This window comes from Shinella sp. Sh6 (genome assembly GCF_055392685.1).
In genome coordinates this window covers 279,450-295,398 of the sequence record NZ_AP044006.1, presented here as the reverse complement: position 1 = coordinate 295,398, position 15,949 = coordinate 279,450, and the positions used below count along the sequence as shown (strand labels likewise).

General features: G+C 64.0%; 18 protein-coding genes and 2 pseudogenes. 6 read left to right on the top strand and 14 right to left on the bottom strand.

The window, feature by feature from the left end; translation table 11 throughout:
- Positions 1–324: 324 nt before the first annotated feature.
- A pseudogene (locus ACZ5TO_RS19730) lies at positions 325–536 on the bottom strand (hypothetical protein).
- Between the two features lie 229 nt (positions 537–765).
- Between ACZ5TO_RS19730 and ACZ5TO_RS19725 the strand changes: the two are divergent.
- Positions 766–972, top strand: coding sequence for a hypothetical protein (locus ACZ5TO_RS19725; RefSeq protein WP_184141268.1), 207 nt, complete (start codon positions 766–768; stop codon positions 970–972).
- A gap of 279 nt (positions 973–1,251) precedes the next feature.
- Here the strand turns inward: ACZ5TO_RS19725 and ACZ5TO_RS19720 are convergent, their stop codons facing one another.
- From ACZ5TO_RS19720 to ACZ5TO_RS19710, 3 genes are all read right to left on the bottom strand, one after another.
- The gene (locus ACZ5TO_RS19720; protein WP_464800926.1) at positions 1,252–1,431 is read right to left on the bottom strand and encodes a hypothetical protein; all 180 of its coding nucleotides are present in this window, start codon (positions 1,429–1,431) and stop codon (positions 1,252–1,254) included.
- A gap of 144 nt (positions 1,432–1,575) precedes the next feature.
- Complete coding sequence (locus ACZ5TO_RS19715) at positions 1,576–1,935, bottom strand: IS1 family transposase (RefSeq protein WP_464800925.1); 360 nt, start codon at positions 1,933–1,935, stop codon at positions 1,576–1,578.
- Positions 1,932–2,282, bottom strand: coding sequence for an IS1 family transposase (locus ACZ5TO_RS19710; RefSeq protein ID WP_184140593.1), 351 nt, complete (start codon positions 2,280–2,282; stop codon positions 1,932–1,934). The genes ACZ5TO_RS19715 and ACZ5TO_RS19710 overlap by 4 nt, the downstream gene beginning before the upstream one ends.
- A gap of 139 nt (positions 2,283–2,421) precedes the next feature.
- Here ACZ5TO_RS19710 and ACZ5TO_RS19705 point away from each other — a divergent pair.
- Positions 2,422–2,979 (top strand): annotated as a pseudogene (locus tag ACZ5TO_RS19705) (transposase); the annotation flags it as partial.
- A gap of 152 nt (positions 2,980–3,131) precedes the next feature.
- Here ACZ5TO_RS19705 and ACZ5TO_RS19700 read toward each other — a convergent pair.
- The 10 genes from ACZ5TO_RS19700 to ACZ5TO_RS19655 all read right to left on the bottom strand — a co-directional run bounded on the left by ACZ5TO_RS19700 (position 3,132) and on the right by ACZ5TO_RS19655 (position 12,312).
- Positions 3,132–3,629 (bottom strand): DUF3597 domain-containing protein, encoded by a 498-nt coding sequence (locus ACZ5TO_RS19700; RefSeq protein ID WP_464800924.1) that lies wholly within the window; start codon positions 3,627–3,629, stop codon positions 3,132–3,134.
- A 124-nt stretch (positions 3,630–3,753) separates the two neighbouring features.
- Positions 3,754–4,830 (bottom strand): saccharopine dehydrogenase family protein, encoded by a 1,077-nt coding sequence (locus tag ACZ5TO_RS19695; protein WP_184141262.1) that lies wholly within the window; start codon positions 4,828–4,830, stop codon positions 3,754–3,756.
- Positions 4,831–4,834: 4 nt separating this feature from the next.
- Positions 4,835–5,602, bottom strand: coding sequence for an amino acid ABC transporter ATP-binding protein (locus tag ACZ5TO_RS19690; RefSeq protein ID WP_464800923.1), 768 nt, complete (start codon positions 5,600–5,602; stop codon positions 4,835–4,837).
- 24 nt (positions 5,603–5,626) lie between these two features.
- Positions 5,627–6,292 (bottom strand): amino acid ABC transporter permease, encoded by a 666-nt coding sequence (locus tag ACZ5TO_RS19685; protein WP_184141260.1) that lies wholly within the window; start codon positions 6,290–6,292, stop codon positions 5,627–5,629.
- Positions 6,293–6,473: 181 nt separating this feature from the next.
- Entirely contained in the window at positions 6,474–7,391 is a 918-nt protein-coding gene (dapA, locus tag ACZ5TO_RS19680) for a 4-hydroxy-tetrahydrodipicolinate synthase (protein ID WP_464800922.1), read from the bottom strand.
- Positions 7,392–7,411: 20 nt separating this feature from the next.
- Positions 7,412–8,155 (bottom strand): 4-hydroxy-tetrahydrodipicolinate reductase, encoded by a 744-nt coding sequence (locus ACZ5TO_RS19675; protein ID WP_464800921.1) that lies wholly within the window; start codon positions 8,153–8,155, stop codon positions 7,412–7,414.
- A gap of 9 nt (positions 8,156–8,164) precedes the next feature.
- Positions 8,165–9,562 carry an aldehyde dehydrogenase family protein gene (locus tag ACZ5TO_RS19670; protein ID WP_464800920.1) on the bottom strand — a complete coding sequence of 466 codons (1,398 nt, stop codon included), beginning with the start codon at positions 9,560–9,562 and terminating at the stop codon, positions 8,165–8,167.
- A gap of 8 nt (positions 9,563–9,570) precedes the next feature.
- A complete protein-coding gene (locus ACZ5TO_RS19665; RefSeq protein WP_464800919.1) occupies positions 9,571–10,896 on the bottom strand; it encodes an FAD-dependent oxidoreductase in 1,326 nt (441 codons plus the stop codon).
- On the bottom strand, positions 10,889–11,146 hold the full coding sequence (locus ACZ5TO_RS19660) for a 2Fe-2S iron-sulfur cluster-binding protein (protein WP_464800918.1): 258 nt from the start codon (positions 11,144–11,146) through the stop codon (positions 10,889–10,891). The genes ACZ5TO_RS19665 and ACZ5TO_RS19660 overlap by 8 nt, the downstream gene beginning before the upstream one ends.
- Positions 11,143–12,312: an NAD(P)/FAD-dependent oxidoreductase gene (locus ACZ5TO_RS19655; RefSeq protein ID WP_464800917.1), complete on the bottom strand. Its 1,170-nt coding sequence runs from the start codon at positions 12,310–12,312 to the stop codon at positions 11,143–11,145. Before ACZ5TO_RS19655 ends, ACZ5TO_RS19660 begins: the two co-directional genes overlap by 4 nt.
- A 151-nt stretch (positions 12,313–12,463) precedes the next feature.
- Between ACZ5TO_RS19655 and ACZ5TO_RS19650 the strand changes: the two genes are divergently transcribed.
- From ACZ5TO_RS19650 to ACZ5TO_RS19635, 4 genes are all read left to right on the top strand, one after another.
- Complete coding sequence (locus tag ACZ5TO_RS19650; protein ID WP_464800916.1) at positions 12,464–13,393, top strand: LysR family transcriptional regulator; 930 nt, start codon at positions 12,464–12,466, stop codon at positions 13,391–13,393.
- Between the two features lie 157 nt (positions 13,394–13,550).
- Positions 13,551–14,375 (top strand): transporter substrate-binding domain-containing protein, encoded by an 825-nt coding sequence (locus ACZ5TO_RS19645; protein ID WP_184141245.1) that lies wholly within the window; start codon positions 13,551–13,553, stop codon positions 14,373–14,375.
- A gap of 150 nt (positions 14,376–14,525) precedes the next feature.
- Complete coding sequence (locus tag ACZ5TO_RS19640) at positions 14,526–15,140, top strand: hypothetical protein (protein ID WP_464800915.1); 615 nt, start codon at positions 14,526–14,528, stop codon at positions 15,138–15,140.
- Positions 15,141–15,181: 41 nt separating this feature from the next.
- Entirely contained in the window at positions 15,182–15,904 is a 723-nt protein-coding gene (locus ACZ5TO_RS19635; protein WP_464800914.1) for a polysaccharide deacetylase family protein, read from the top strand.
- Positions 15,905–15,949 lie beyond the last annotated feature (45 nt).

Here is a 15,949-nt window from a genome sequence, read left to right as displayed (position 1 = left end):
TCGTCGCATCGGCGCACGGTTAAGGGTCCGAAAATGCTGACGCAAGCTAAGCTTGCCATTCTCCCGGCTCATGTCGCCGAGGAGAAGCGATTGAGCTCGGAGATTGGCCTATTTCATTCAAGCACGGAGCGGCCCGCCTGGTCGATTGCCGCCCGGCATCTCGCCTGCGGCCAGAAGGCCCTGTCAAAATGATTGTTGAAGCAATCAAGATGGAGCGTGACCGCTGCGTGGCTTTGCTCCAGGCTGCCGGCGGGGCGAATGCGCAAATCCCTGCCTATCTAAGCGACCCGGATATAGACTGGTAGCCGCTCCTCCTTGTGGGTGTCATACTACTGACCGTCGTCCGCAAATGCTTCTAAGCGGCGACAATTGCGTATGAACGTCAGCAAGCGCCTTGAGCCCGGTTCATCCAGGATCGGCTCAGCTCCAGCCTCCATGGCCTCAATCCACGAGCGTTCGCATTGCAGAGCCGAGGCGAGATTAATCGGCGTCCAACACATCAGGATAAGACATTCAACGAAGCGAGCGGGAGACATCCTGCACCAGGGCATCACAATGCCGGAGACTGTTGGGATGGAAATCAGCCGTGATCGTGGTTTAAGGTCAAGCGATACGACAGTCGTCTGCTGATCGCTATGGTACCAATCGCCAAAGACCGCTAGGGAACGGCAAGAGCCGATTGAGACAAGCGCATACGCAAAACTCGATGCGCTCGCCAAAATCTTATCGCACGGTATCCAAGAAACTGTAATCGAGGTCACCAGCATGGAAACTGTCACGATCAAAAATCGCAGCGATCTTGCGCAATGGGCAATTGAGCGGGCGAGAGCGATCGTTGCGGAGGAGGGCGGCAACCTTTGCCTGGCGGCGCGCGATCAAGGTGACGAGCAGATCGCTGCCGCGGCCAATGCGCTCGGCCAGGCAATCGTGGACGCCCTGCTGGAAGTCTTCGACGGCCTGACGCAGGAGTAAAGCCGTAACTGGCGCTCCTTGCTATCCCGGTCATTATCACGCTTGGCGCTCCTGTTCGGCTTGCCGAAGGATCAGCCGGCGCTGTTCATCTTGGATATTTTTCGCCGGGCCAGTCTGCTCACGGGCAACGCGTCGCGGCCGGCGGCAGTCGTGTGCTGCTGGGCCGCGATGGCAGGATCGATACCGGTGGGCGCCGGCCGATCCAGGGCCAGTTGTCATCGGAGTAAGCCGACGCCTTCGTGCCCTCTCCTTATCGGCTTGCATGGCCGATGGCGTCTGCTACATCTGAATGTCACGGCGCTGCTCCTCAAACAGCGCAGAGATTTGCTTGCGCATTTCCACGACCGTCTGGCTTTCAGCGCTGCGGTCGACCATCAGCTTGATGGCGATCCATCGACTTGTCGGCACGCACAACGCGCTCATAGAACTGCTTGAGCGATAGATGGCATTATCGCTCACAATATAAGAAATGCCCCGTATTATCGGCTAGCGAATTCGACGCCCCGGACGGCTCCGCGTCACCGCACACCACGCCGCCGGCCGACGCCGGCTCCACCGCCCTCGCGGCGGCCCGCGCCTTCCCTCCCCTGCCGGCGGGATTGTTCATCTTGGACTCGCGAGGCGCTTTCTTGCGATGAAGATGTCGATTGTGATCTGAAGCATTTCGAGTGACTTGGAAGCCCGCTTTGTTTTTCGGTTGAAGCGGGCCAGCATGTCGCGGAACGAGGCGTTCGAGGACTCGATGAGATGGGTCTGTGCCTTGGTCTGCCGATGCGGCTCGGTCGCCTTGATCCGCTCGAAGGCCAGATGATAGCAGGAGTTGGCATCGGTGAAGATGGCGCCGATCTGGCCGACGGCGGCCTTGGCCAGATCGTAGATGGCGATGGCGCTGCGCACGCCCTGGTCGCCGATATGGTATGCGACGACCCGGCGGCGGCGACGGCTATAGGCCGTCCAGATCACCGCCCGCCGCTGTTTTTTTGGACATAGGTGTAGATCTCGTCCATCTCGATGACATCGGGTATCCCGGTGTCGGTCGGCTCGGCCTGGGCCAGCTTGTGCTGCAGGACCGCATGCTCCTTGCGGATCCAGTTCAGCACCGTCGCGGGCGAAGCACGAAGCACCCGGCCGATCGCCCGAATGCCCATACTGTTCATGTACATCTCGATCGCCATGGCCTTGGTCTGGGCGCTGAATTTGGGCGGGCTGTCGGTGCTATAGCGCCCGCAGGCGCGGCATCGGTAGCGTTGATGCCCGGCCTTGCTGCCGCGCTTGATCAGATCTGTGCCGCCACAGCTTGGGCAATCCATCGTGGGCCTCCCCGCAAATCACCTCTATAACAGAATCCAAAAAGCGATCCGGGTAAACAGTCCCCCTGCCGGCCCACCTTCTGGAGATCACGGAGCGCCCGAACGCCTATGTCGAAGCGCCGCCTGGCGTTAGCGCTCCAAGCTCTGGAGGTATCTGCCGGAACATTCTGCACGACGCTGGCGGCGGCATGCCAGGCGCCGGCACGGCCGCACTTCATTCCGGATCTCAACATCCTACGCCGCCCGGACACTCGCCGATCACAAGCAATTCGGCCACTGGGAGTGCGACCTCTTTCAGTTTCGCCAAAAGTTCAGCAGGGCGAATTTGACCTCGCCGGTCGAACCGGTCAGCCGCTTCACCTTTCTCCTGCGCAACAACGATCACCAATCGCGGCGATCATGGAGCGGCTCATCGGCGTGATGCAGGTCCTGCCCTATAGCACACGCCATTGACCTTCCACATGGAACAGCGTTCAACTCCTCCTTGACGCCGGTATTGGCTCTGCAGCCTCGTTCTACGATCCGCAATCACCCTGGCAAGAGGGCACCGGCGGGAATACGAACGGACGACCAGGAAATGGCTTTCGAGAGATGTGAACCCGCTTTCCATCACTGGGTACGACCTGAACAAGATTTGCGATCGGCGCGCCCGTGCAAGTGCCTCGAATACAAAACGCCAGCCGAAGCGTTTCGCTAAAAGCAATTCGCGCAGAGGCGGTCGCGCGGATAGGCTCACAGAGCCAGCAAGTTGCGCCTCGGCATGAACTCACGACCTACACAGCCCAGGAATTGGCGACAGGCTCCTCCACCGATGCCGAAAGTGATCGTCGTGGAGGAGCCTTGCTTGTTTCAGTCGAGCAATTCAGGCGGCACCTTGCCGCCGTTGTCGGCGAGCGCTTTCATGAGCGCCTTGTGAAGCCACACGTTCATTGTGGCAGAATCGTTCTTGTCGCCCGTGAAGCCCAGTTCGTCGGCAAGCTCCTTGCGGGCAGACAAGCTCGAATCCAGATCCAGCGCCTTCATCATATCGACGATCGATCGGCGCCAATCGAGCTTCTGGCCACTCTTCTTGACCGCAGCATCCATGATAGCGGCGACATCGACGGCTTCGGCTCGCACCGATGCTGCGGGTTCGGCATTGGCACCTGCGAGCGTGGCGGTAACTTCGTTGCTAAGGCTGGGTTCGGCAGCCTCCGGCGTCTGGGCGGGACCTGCCTTACTGCCCGTCGTGGACGTCGCCGTGACACCGGCGGCTACGGATTGACCGGCATCGGCAGTCACGGTGTGGTTCGGATTCTCCTTTGAATTTCCAAAGAGTTTCTCCTTAATTCGGCTGAAAATACCCATGGACAGCTCCTGTGTTTGACACTTCTACATTAGAGCGGGCCTGTGGGGTTTCAACATCCCGTAACGGTTGGACGTTTCCCCGCCGCGGGCGACAACGTCGGAAGGGCACTCCTACGCTACTGCCTCAATCGCATTTCAAGGAGCACAAGAACCGCTCGGAGAACAGGCGGCCCGTCTCGATCCGCTGATGCGGTACGAGCCCCGCATCGGCGATCTCTCCGCGTGCAAACAGCAGCAGCAATGTTGCGGCGTAGCCGGCGGCGACGGTTGTCAGGGCGTTGAAGGGGGCGATTTTCGGGTTCGGGACGAAACGATGGGAGATCGTGCGTTCCGCCATCTGGCTGTTGCGCTCGCCGCGGGCCGTTACCACCAGCAGCAGAAGGTCGTCCTGAATGACGGGCAGACCGTTGAGAAGGAGGCTCCTGAGCATATCGCGCCGGCCGCGCAAGCCGAGGTCGTCGAGCAGGAACCGCATGTATTCCAGGTGCCCCGGATACCTTAGCGTCTTGAAGACGACGTTTCGCGGGGCGGCGGCGGTCAGGGCTTCGAGGTCCTCCAGTCCGCCGGCCGTGGTGAAGCATTCGTAGCCCACACCGTCCATGACGATGCGCTCGTAGGCCTCCAGGGGCTCGATCATCACCTGCCGGCCGTCGCGTATGGCGGCGCATGGCCGCGTGTATTCGTCGATCAGGCCGTCGACATTCCAGATCTGGCCATAACCCAGCCGGTTCGTCGGAAAGCGAGGGATCGAGCCGACCCGTATCGTCAGATCGGTAATCGGCGAGAATTCGTGCACCAGTCCGCACGCGACATTGTCGATGATGCCGGGCGAGACGCCGCAACCGCTGAACACCGCCCGCTCGCGCGAAAGTTCGCGCAGGCGCGATTGCGCATGGGCCTTGGCCGGGGAAAAATCGAGGAAATGCGTCCCGGCCGCGCCGGCAGCCGCGGCCACCTGATCGAGCGCAGCTTCGGGAACGGCCGCGACCGTCACATCCGCCTTCGCCAGCATCGCCGGCAGGTCCTCGCGGTGGCGCAGCAGATGGGCGCGGATCGGCAATTGCCTTTGGTCGAACCTGTCGAGGGCATCCTCGGACGGGTCGATCACGTCGACGGTAAACTCGTCCTGGCCCGCAAGCAGGGCGGCAAGAGCGGTCCCCAGCCTGCCGGCGCCGACGATCGAAATGCGCAGCCTCGCCATCGCCTTATCCGTGGAACCGGGCGACAAAGCCCTGCAGACGCGGATTTTGCGGATTGAGGATCACCTGGTCGGGAGATCCCTCCTCGGCGATCACCCCCTGATCGAGGAACAGCACCCGGTTTGCGACATCGGCCGCGAATGCCATTTCATGGGTCACGATGGCCATAGTCATGCCGTCTTCCGCGAGCTTGCGGATAACGGCAAGCACCTCTCCCACCAGTTCCGGATCGAGCGCACTCGTCACCTCGTCGAGCAGCAGGGCTTCCGGCTGCATCGCAAGTGCACGGGCGATGGCCACACGCTGCTTCTGGCCGCCGGAAAGGTGATTGGGATAGGCGGCATGCTTTTCCGACAACCCCACCTGCCCCAGGAGATGCATCGCGCGTTCCTCGGCTTCCTTCCTCGGCGTCTTGCAGACGGTGATCGGCCCTTCCGTCACATTCTGCAGGACCGTCTTGTGGGGGAAGAGATTGAAGTGCTGGAACACCATGCCGACATGGCGGCGCAGCGTGCCGATGCCGATCTGCTCTCCCTTGTCGCGAAATCCGGGATGCACCTCTTTCTGGCGAAAGCGCAAGGTGCCGCCGGTCGGCGTCTCGAGCATGTTCAGGCAGCGGATGAACGTCGACTTGCCGGAACCGGAAGGGCCTATCAAGGCCACGACTTCGCCGCGATCGAGGCTGAGGTCGAGCCCTTTGAGCACTTCATGGGCGCCGTAGCTCTTGCGCAGGCCGACGGTTTCGAGAATCGGTGCATTCGTGTGGATGGCCATGGTCGCGTTTCCTCTTTTCCGCCTTCAGTCGCTTACCCGGAGCCGACGCTCGATCCAGTCTGCGGCCTGGGTGAGCGGCAGGAGCATGGCGATGTAGAGACCAGCCATCACGGTGTAGGATTCGAGCGGGCGATAGGTCTGCCCGTTCACGACCGCCGCCATGTAGGCGAGGTCGGCGACCGAGATGACCGAGACCAGCGAGGTGTTCTTGAACTGGATGACGGACTGGTTGATGAACGAAGGCAGCATGCGCTTCAGGGCCTGCGGCAGGACGATCCTCGTCATCGATTGCCACGGGCTCATGCCGATTGCCGCCGCCGCCTCCCGCTGGCCGCGATCGATGGAGACGATGCCGCCGCGGAAGATTTCCGCATAGAAGGCTCCGACATAGAGCGAGAGCGTCAGCATCCCCGCCACGCGGTTGTCGATCGACCCGCCGACCAGCAAGGGAAAGGCGTAGTAGAACCAGAGCAGTTGCACCAGAAGCGGGGTGCAGCGGAATACCTCCTGATACACGCGGGCGATGATATTCAGGACCGTCCAGCCCGAAAGCCGAGCCGCGCAGGTCAGGAAGCCGATGAGAATGCCCGCGACGATCGAGCCGACCGTGTAGACGATGCTGATCCAAAGCCCCCAGAGGAACAGATCCCAGAAAGGCCAGATGGATTGGAAATCCCAGTGGTAGGTCATTCGGCCTCCCCGGAATGAAAGAACGGTCCGACGGCAATCGTGGCATTCGCGCCTATGCTGTTCATGTCGCTCATCTTGTTCCCCTGTTTTCTCCGGCCTGCCCAAGACAAAGGCATGAACCGGTTTTCTCTCAGTGTGTTATGAGGGCCGGCACCGGGCAATGCAAAGCTCGTTGCCGGCCTTAGCGCATTTCTTGGAAGGTGCTTGCCGCCGAGCCGAAACGGTTGAGGATCGCAGCGAGCCTTTCGCGATTGGCGTCGGAAACGGGCACCAGCGGAAGGCGCATTTCCGGCCCCGCGAGATTGGAAAGCGCCAGCGCCGCTTTCACCGGGCCGGGATTGGACTCGATGAACATGCCTTCGGTCAGTTCGGCGATCATCTCGTGCAGCAGCAAGGCGCGCGCGGTATCGCCTGCGCGGAACGCATTGACGAGCTGGACCATTTCGCACGGGGCGATATTGGCAACCACGCTGGTCACGCCCGCGGCGCCGACGGAAAGGAAGGGGAGCGTCAGGCCGTCATCGCCGGAATGGACGATCAGGCTGTCGCCGCAGGCCTGGCGTAGCTGCGTCACGCGCGCGGAGGAACCACCCGCCTCCTTGATGGCGACGATGTTGGAATGACGCTGCATCAGCGTTGCGCAGGTTTCCGGTGCGATCTCGACGCCGCAGCGGCCGGGCACGGAATAGAGCATGATCGGCAGGGCGGTCGCGCCGGCCGCCGCGCTGTAGTGGGCGATCAGGCCGGCCTGTGTCGGCTTGTTGTAGTAGGGCGTGACCAGCAGCAGCGCATCGGCCCCTGCCCGCTCGGCGGCCCTCACCTTTTCGAGGGTCTTGCGTGTATCGTTGGCGCCGGCACCGGCCATGACCAGGACACGCCCGGCCGAAAGCCGGACCGTCCTGGCAATCAGCGCATCCGCCTCCTCGTCGGAAAGGGTTGCGGCCTCGCCGGTCGTGCCCACCGGCACGAGCCCCGCAACGCCGGCGGCGATCTGGCGTTCGACCAGCCTGTCGAACGCGGCGTAGTCCACGGCGCCGTCCTTGAAAGGCGTGACGAGTGCGGTGAAGACACCCTGGAATCGTGCGGCAATATCTGTCATCGAGCTATCCTTTCCATGTTTCAATCGGTGAGGCAGTCGGAAAGACTGTAGAGACCTGCGCCCGGGGCCTGCGACACCAGCCATTGGGCGGCGGCAAGCGCCCCTTCGGCATAGGCTGCCAGCGTATGGACGCGGTATGTGAAGGAGACCTGCGCCGAACCCATCTCGAAGCGCACCTCATTGATGCCGACGGTGCCGCCTTCACGATGGACGGCGATGGCGGGCTCGGGCGCCGCGAACCCCATGGCGCGGGTGCGCGCTTCATAGAGCTGGCGGGCGAGAAGCCGGGACGTTCCCGAGGGCTCGGCCTTCTTGCGAAGATGATAGGTCTCCGCGACGGAGGGCTCGCCGGCGGGCATCCGCCGGGCAAATTCCAGCGCCGCCAGCCGGAAGGCTTCGAAGCCGTGCGCGAAATTCGCGCTGACGAGCATCGGCCGGTGGCGGGCGAACCCGGCTATCCGCCGTTCCTCCTCCGGCGAAAACCCCGTGGTGCCGATGATCACGGGAATCGGCTTTGTGCCGATCTCCTCCTGCAATGCCAGGCTCGCCGCGGGTGTCGAGAAATCGATCATCACATCGCAATGGCTGTTCATGGCGGCTTGCGGCGCGCGGTATTCTATGCCGCCGCCGTTCACCGGCAATCCGACCAGCCGTGACGACGGCGAAACCAGCGCTGCCGCCAGTTCCAGCCCCGGATTGGCAAGAACGAGTTCCACGAGCCGGGTTCCAACGCGCCCCGATGCGCCGACGATGCCGATACGCATGGCAGCCTCTCAATCGATCAAGACTTTGGGTTCGGACATTTCGCGAAGCGCGATGCGAACCCCCTCGCGCCCGAGGCCGGAGCGCTTGACGCCGCCGAAGGGCACATGCTCGGCACGGAAATCCGGTCCCTCGTTGATCATCACCCCGCCGACGACGAGATCGCGCGAGAACATCCTGATGAGGGCATGATCATTGGTGAAGACGCCGGCCTGCAGGCCATAGGAGCCCGCGTTGACCTCGGCGATCGCCTCCCCTGCATCGGCAAAGGTGCGGATGGCGATGACCGGGCCGAACGTCTCCTCGGCGATCACCGGCGCGTCCACGGAAACGCCGCTTATCACGGTCGGCGCGAAGACCGTGCCGTTGCGGGTGCCGCCGTGCAGCAACCGCGCCCCGCCACCAACCGTCGCCCTCACCCGCTCCTCGACGACGCAGGCGGCCGCTTCGTCGATCACCGTTCCCATATCCGTATCGTCGCTTGACGGATCGCCGAATTCGACGGCATCGACCGCGGCCAGCAGCTTTTCGGTAAAGACCCGCTCGATATCCCTGTGCAGGTAGAGCTTCTTGACGGCGGCGCAGCTTTGGCCGGCGATCTCGAAGCGATGGCCGATCGCCGTGGCGACCGCGCGGTCGAGATCGGCGTCCGGCAAGACGAACAACGGATCGTTTCCACCGAGTTCCATCAGGCAACGCACCAGACCGCTGGCATTCTTGAGCGCCAGGCCGGCAGCCGGGCCGCCGGTGAAGGACAGGAGATCGATCGGCGAGCGCACAAGCGAAAGGGCGACATCCGCACCGCCATGGACGATCTGGAACAGCGCCGGCGGCCAACCGGCCTTCAGCGCCAGTTCCCTCAGCCGGGCGGCCGCGAGCGGCGCCTTGGGCGAAGGTTTCGCCACGACCGCGTTGCCGGCGGCAATGGCAGGCCCAAGCTTGTGGCAAAGCAGGTTGAGCGGATAGTTGAACGGCGTGACGGCGCCGACGACGCCGACGGGCTCGTAGGTGATCGTCGCCAGGCGGTCGGCCCCGCCCTCGACGATGGCGCAATGCAGCGCCTCGCCATCGAGGAACGTCCCGGCATCACCGGAAAGCCGGAGGGTGTTCTGGGCACGGCGAACCTCGTTGCGCGCTTCGCGGATCGTCTTGCCCATCTCGCGAGAGATGATGCGCGCCATGGTCTCCGCATCCCCGGCGATCGCATCGGCAAGCGCGTTGAGCATCGCGCGGCGCACAGCCGGGGTCGAGCGGCGGAACTCCCATTGCGCGGCCTTGGCCCTGAGCACGGCGTCGGCGACATCGGCCGCTGTGCTTTCGGCAACCTCGCCGACCACGGCGCCGTCGAAGGGATTGTGGACGATGACGGTCTGCACGGAGGAAACGGCAGCGGTTTGAATCCTGGGCATGGAAGGCCTCATTCCTGTTTGCTTGTGTCGTTGGAGGCGCACACCAGCGCGCCGATGGGGACCGGGCGGATCGGCCAGCGGCGCCCCGTGAGATCGACGGCCGACGGGGCCGGCGCGTCCTGCCGCAGCTCCGCCATCAACCGGGCCGTGTTTTCGGCGCAGAAGCGGCCCTGGCAGGCCCCCATCGCAAAGCGCCCGTTATGCTTGACCTCTCGTCCCGAAAGCGGATCCTCTTTCCCGCACAGGGCCTTCAGATCGCCCACGGTGCGGTTCTCGCAGCGGCAGAGCACGGTGTCGTCCGTCAGGCCGGAAAGAAGCGGACGGGCGGAAACAGGCGCGAAAAGCTCTGAAAGCAGGCCTTGCGCGTTGCGCTCGCGCCGCAACGCGGCAGTAGTGCCGACCTCTTCCCTTTGCTGCAGAAGCCGGATGACCGAAAGGGCGGCCCGCCGGCCATCCGCCTCCGCTGCCACGGCCCCCAGGGCCTCGCGGCAGTCGCCGGCCGTCACGACGACAGGGGAACTCCCCGGCGGCGTCGAAAGACCGAAATCGTTGGGACGGATGCCGTCGTGCAATCCGATGCGGTCGACCGCGACGCGGCGCTCCGTGCCGGTATAATCGCGCAACGTAGCAACCAGGCCGTCCGCCCCGGCCTCGATCCCGGCCACGGTCGTCGCCCGCAGCCAGGGAATGCCGCGAAGCCAGACATCCTTCAGATAGAACAGGGCCTCGGCGAGAAGGGTCGGATAGGCCAGCAGCCCGACACCCGTTAGCGGGTGGCGGAACGGATCGCCCGCCTCCACCACCGCGACCGGAGTATTGCCGAGCCGGGCCATCTGTGCGGCGACGGCAATGAGCAAGGGGCCGCTCCCGGCCAGCAGGATTCGCCCCTCGGGCGCCCGGCCCGTTTCCTTCATCATGATCTGCAGGCCGCCCACCGTCGAAACGCCGGCCTTGTTCCAGCCCGGCCGCGGCAGCACCTTCTCTATCGCACCGACGGCAATGATGACGGCCTTTGCCGCGACCGGCTCGACATGGCCGGTTCCGCGGTTCTCCAGGATGGCGAGGCCGTCGCCGTCGATGCCGAGAAAAACCGAGCCGTGCCGGACGGTAATGCCGCAGCCGGCGAAATCATGCACCAGACGCCGCCAGCGGGCCCTGACGGCGGGCGGCTGATACGTCGCCGTCGCGCCCAAGACGGCCTGCCGATAGACCGCTCCGCCGATCGTTTCGCGCTGCTCGACAACCGTAACAGCCAATCCGGCGCGGGACGCCTCGATCGCCGCGGCAAGTCCGGCGGGTCCGGCACCGATAACCAGCACTTGCGCTTCAATCATGGTCTCGCCGCTCCACGCAAGCCACGGACAGGCCGGCCACGGCCCGGGTCAGGCAGGCTTCCCGGACGGTCCCGTTCACGCGCACCAGGCAATTCTGGCAGGCGCCGATGCCGCAAAAATAACGCGCCTCGCTGCCGACGCTGTCATCGCCAAGGTTCAATATGCCGGCCCCCGTCAGCGCGGCAGCAATGGTCTCGCCTTCACGAAACGGAATTGCCGAGCCGTTCCAGTCGAAGAAACGTCCCGTCATGCCGCCACCCCGTGATCCGCGAACCGGGAAGGGGCGAACGGCCGGAGATCGATCGCCGGCTCTGCGCCGCAGGCGAGGCTTGCAAGGGCCCGACCGACAACCGGCCCCAGGCAGATGCCGTCGCCCTCGAAACCCGTGGCGACGAAGGCATTCTCGTAACCGGGAATCCGGCCGACGAGCGGCAAGCCATCGACGACCGCCGTGCGGAGCCCGGCGAAGCTGCGCAGCAGACGCACGCTCGTAAGCTTCGGCACGAGCGCGACCGCATGGCGAAGAATGCGGCCGACCGCATCCAGATCGTTGGTCTGACGGCTCCCGTGATCTTCCCGCGTGCCGCCGATCAGAAACTGGCCCGTGCGCAGCGGATCGATTACCAGGCCGAGTCCGCGCGGAACCGTTACCCCACCCTTCTGGCTCCCCTTCGACAAAAGGTAGCGGCCCGACATGATGGAGCCCGGCATCGATGCGTTGAGCGCCGGGGCCCGCTCCGTGACGAGCAACTGCCCCTTGCGCGGCGTCAGGACGTTTTCGAGCCGAAGGAGCTCGGCCGACCCGTTGCCCGCCGCAACGATGACGATATCGGCGCGGATCTCGCCGTCCTGCGTCACGACGCCGGCGGCGCATCGGCCGCCGCCCGTCAGGATGGATCGCACGGGGCTGGCGCGGCGGACCGTGACGCCTGCTGCCGTCAAGAACCGGTGGACGATCTGGTAGCCGATCGCATGGCCCTCATCGTGCACCTCCACGACCAGCCTTGCCTGCGTGGAAAGGGCGGAAAAACGTTGGCGAACATCGGCAGCGGCCAGCAACTCTACACGAACGCCTGCGCCGGCGAGCGCCCCCGCATGGGCATGAAGCACCTCGCACTCCTCGTTCGAGGCCGCCACGATGAAGGTGGAGCGGCTTTTGAAAATGTCGGAAAAGAGGCCTGTGGCGGCCAGCTCCCGGTAGACCGCCACGCCGGAGAGAGCTGCCGTCATCATCGGCCCGGGCCGTTTGCTGGCGACCGAGACGGCACCGTCGGCAGCGCCCGTCGCTTCGGCGGCCGGGGCAACGGCGTCGAGGAGCGTGACTTTTACCCCGCGCTGCGTCAGGAAATAGGCGGTCGCCGCTCCGACGATACCGGAGCCGACGATGACGGCTGTGGCGGGTGTTGAGACTGGCATTCTGCTGACCGGCAAGGTTTAAGTTCGTACGCCGATATTGCCGGCAGGCAGCGCGCAGCGTCGATACAAGAGAACGGCCTTGCCAGCTCATGAAATTTGTATCGGCGGGAAAGACGCAAGCCCGTAGAGGGTGCAGGAAAAGGGAAACGTCATGGCCGAGATCAGCCTCACGCTCATCCAGACCTTCTATCAGGTTGCCCGCCACGGCTCGTTTTCAGGCGCAGCGCGCGAACTCAACCTGAGCTATCAATCCGCCGCCAATCACGTCCGGCGGCTGGAGCAGATCCTCAAGGGAAAGCTGATCGACAGCGAACAGGGCGCCAAGCGCATCTCGCTGACACCGCGCGGCCGGGCGCTCTACAGCCTTCTCCATCCCGAGCTCGACATCATGCTGGAACGGCTGACCAAGCTGATAGAAAGCCAGCGCTCGTCGCTGCGGGTCGGCATGCCGCAGGCAATCTTCTTCTACCTCTTCCCCCGGGTGCTCTCCCGCTTCCGGGAAATATTCCCGGAAATGGAATTCGCCGTTTCGGAGCGCGATACGGTGCTTGCCGAGCTCGTCAAGAACGGTAGCCTGGATATCTGCATCTCCGAGCGCTACTTCGGCGACCCCGTGGTGCCGCAGCGGCTTCTGGGCAGCTACAGGCTGAGCCTCGTCTACCCGCGCGGCTGGGGTGCCCCGCCCGAGCAGCGGGACATTCCCACCTGGGCCGACGGCAAGCCGTTCATCACCTACGAGCCCGGGCAGACGCTGCGCAACCTCTCGGTGGATTTCCTCAACCGCGACGACCGTATCATCCAGCCGGCGATCTCGACCTCCGGCAGTTCGAGCGTCAAGCGCTGCGTCGAGGAGGGGCTCGGCTTCTCCATCATCCCCTCCTGGTGCGTTGGCCCGGAGGACGAGACGATCACGGCGGTCAAGCTCACGAGCCTGCCGGAAGTCCGCGTCTATTTCGGCAGCGCGGGATTTCTCCAGAAGCATCCGACGGTGCAGCAACTGTTCGAGGACTGTCGCCGCGAGCTCGTCGGGCCGATCCTCGACCCGCCGCGCGCCGGCGACTACGCGAACGGCCCCCTGTGACGAGACATATAAAAAACGCGATAAGTTCTTCCCGCTCTCTAGCATTGTGCCCATCGGACGACGGAATAGGCTGAATGCGGCCGACAGAGCCGCCTCCGGCAGGAGAGCGGTCAGGCACCGAGAAGACAATTCCGGGGAACAATGGAGATCACCAGCAATGAACTTGATTGCAAAGATATGCGGCGTTGCGACAGTCGCACTGTCGATGTTCACGGCCGCCGCCTCGGCGGGCACCATCGACGACATCCGGGCGCGCGGCGTGCTGCGCATTCCGGCCATCCTCAATGAAGTGCCCTACTTCAACAAGGATCCGCGGACCGGCGAATGGGAAGGCTTCGTCATCGACATGGCGAACGACGTCGCCAAGAGCCTCGACGTGAAGCTCGAAGTCGTCGAATCGAGCTGGGCGAATGCCATTCTCGACGTGCAGAGCGGCAAGGTCGACATGGCCTTCGCCGTGACGGCAACGCCCGTGCGCGCCATGTCCGTCTCCTTTTCCGATCCGACCTACTACAACAGCTTCGTGCTGGTTTCGGCCAAGGACGAGCTGAACGACAAGAGCTGGAGCGAGCTCAACGATCCGAAATATACCTTCGCCGTCGACATGGGCTCGGCGCAGGACCTGATAACCCAGCAGTTCCTGACGCAGGCCAAGGTGCTGCGTTTCAAGACCCGCGACGAGGCCATCATCGCCGTCACCACCGGCAAGGCCGACGCATTGGTGAACACCATGCTGAACGGCCTTGTCATTTCGAAGAAGGCGCCGGCGATCGGCAACGTGAAGGTGCCGACGCCGGTCCTTTCGACGCCTTCGGTGATTGCGGTCAACTACGGTGCCGACGAGACCTTCAAGAGCTTCGTCTCGGCCTGGGCCGAATACAATCGCCGCATCGGGAACAACCAGACCTGGATTCTGAAGAGCCTGGAGCCGTCCGGCATCTCGCTCACCGACATGCCCCCCGGCTTCGGCTTCGGCGGCTGACACTGACGCGAAAATTTCCGCTGGAGCGGTTCACGGCGCGATGGTTTCCATCGCGCCGTTTTGCTATGGAGTCGGCACGCCTGCCCTGGTGCGGATAGCATTCGGTGCGGCCATTGCCCGCGGCGGGCCGAAAAGGTTTCAAGCAGTTCCATGGCGGCATCTCCCGGCTTTCTCGCGATCGTTGCAACCGCGCTGGCAGTCCAGCAGCCTGCCGATCTTCCGAACCTGATGCCGTTCGGCGTCGCACAATCTGCCCGCCCTTCGGAGCTGAGGTGCGAACCGCTTGCGGTAAATCCGCCGGATTCGACGGGGCAATATGTGTGCCCGGCGGTTCCCCGGCCTGATCCCGACTACCAGGAATATATCCTCGCCTTCGTCCAGGATGTCGGCATCTGCAATCTGGTCGCCATCACGCCCTATAACGAGGACGACGACCAGGGCACGTTCACACGCGGGATGTTTGCCGGGATCACGGCCAAAATGACCAGGGAACTTGGCGAGCCGGACGAGAAAGTCGACGTGGCGCATGCGCCCGCCGCCGGCAGCGACCGCCTGTTCAAGCGCACCATCATGGACGAGGAGCGTCAGGTCTTCAATCAATGGAGCGATCTGCGGGGGCGCTTTCAGAACCTGCAGTCCGCCAGCGTTGCCCTGGTCGGCGACGAGGAGTATGGGCTTGCCGTCTATAGCGCCTATCGCTTCGTCGGAAACGACGATTGCATGCGCCGGATGGAACAGACCACGGGTCTATCGCCCGACCGATAGAACGGGCCATTGCCTGCATCGGGAAAGTATAAGGGATCGCCATGCGCCGCCGGGAATTCATCGCCGCCTGCTGCTACGCCATCTGTGCCGGAACGGCGCGCGGCTCCAATCTGGTCGAACCGCACATGCACTTCACCCCGGCGCATGGCATATCGCAGGTGGCGGTAACGCTGGATGCCTGCATGGGCGAGACCGACATGCGGATCCTCGGTCCGCTGATCGAGAACAGGATCCCGGTCACCATCTTCGCGACCAAGCGCTGGCTCGACCGCAATCCGGCGACGATCAAGCTGCTGAAGGAGCATCCGGACCTTTTCGTCGTCGAGAACCACGGCGCGAAGCATCTGTCCGCGGTCATCGGTACCGGCCGCCCCTATGGCCTGGTGCCGGCCGGCACGGCCGCCGCGGTGGCGCAGGAGGTGCGCGGCGGCGCCGAAGCGATCACCCGCGCGTTCGGCACGACCCCGGCATGGTATCGCGACGCGACCGCGCTCTACAGCCCCGATGCCATGGCGGTGATCGGTTCGATGGGCTTCCGGATCGCAGGCTTCTCGCTCAACGGCGATTTCGGCGCCAGCGCTTCCGCCCGCATGGCGCACAAGCGCATCGCCGGGGCGAAAAGCGGCGACGTCATCATCTCCCATATAAACCAGCCGCATCGCGCCGCCGGCGCCGGCGTGATCTCGGGCATCCTCGCGCTCAAGACCCGGGGCTTCGGCTTCGTCCATCTCGACGAGGTCGCGGCGATGATGGCGACCAGCTAGGCCCGGCAGGTCGCGAACGAGAGCCGGCAGCGCCCTCCCCCTTCG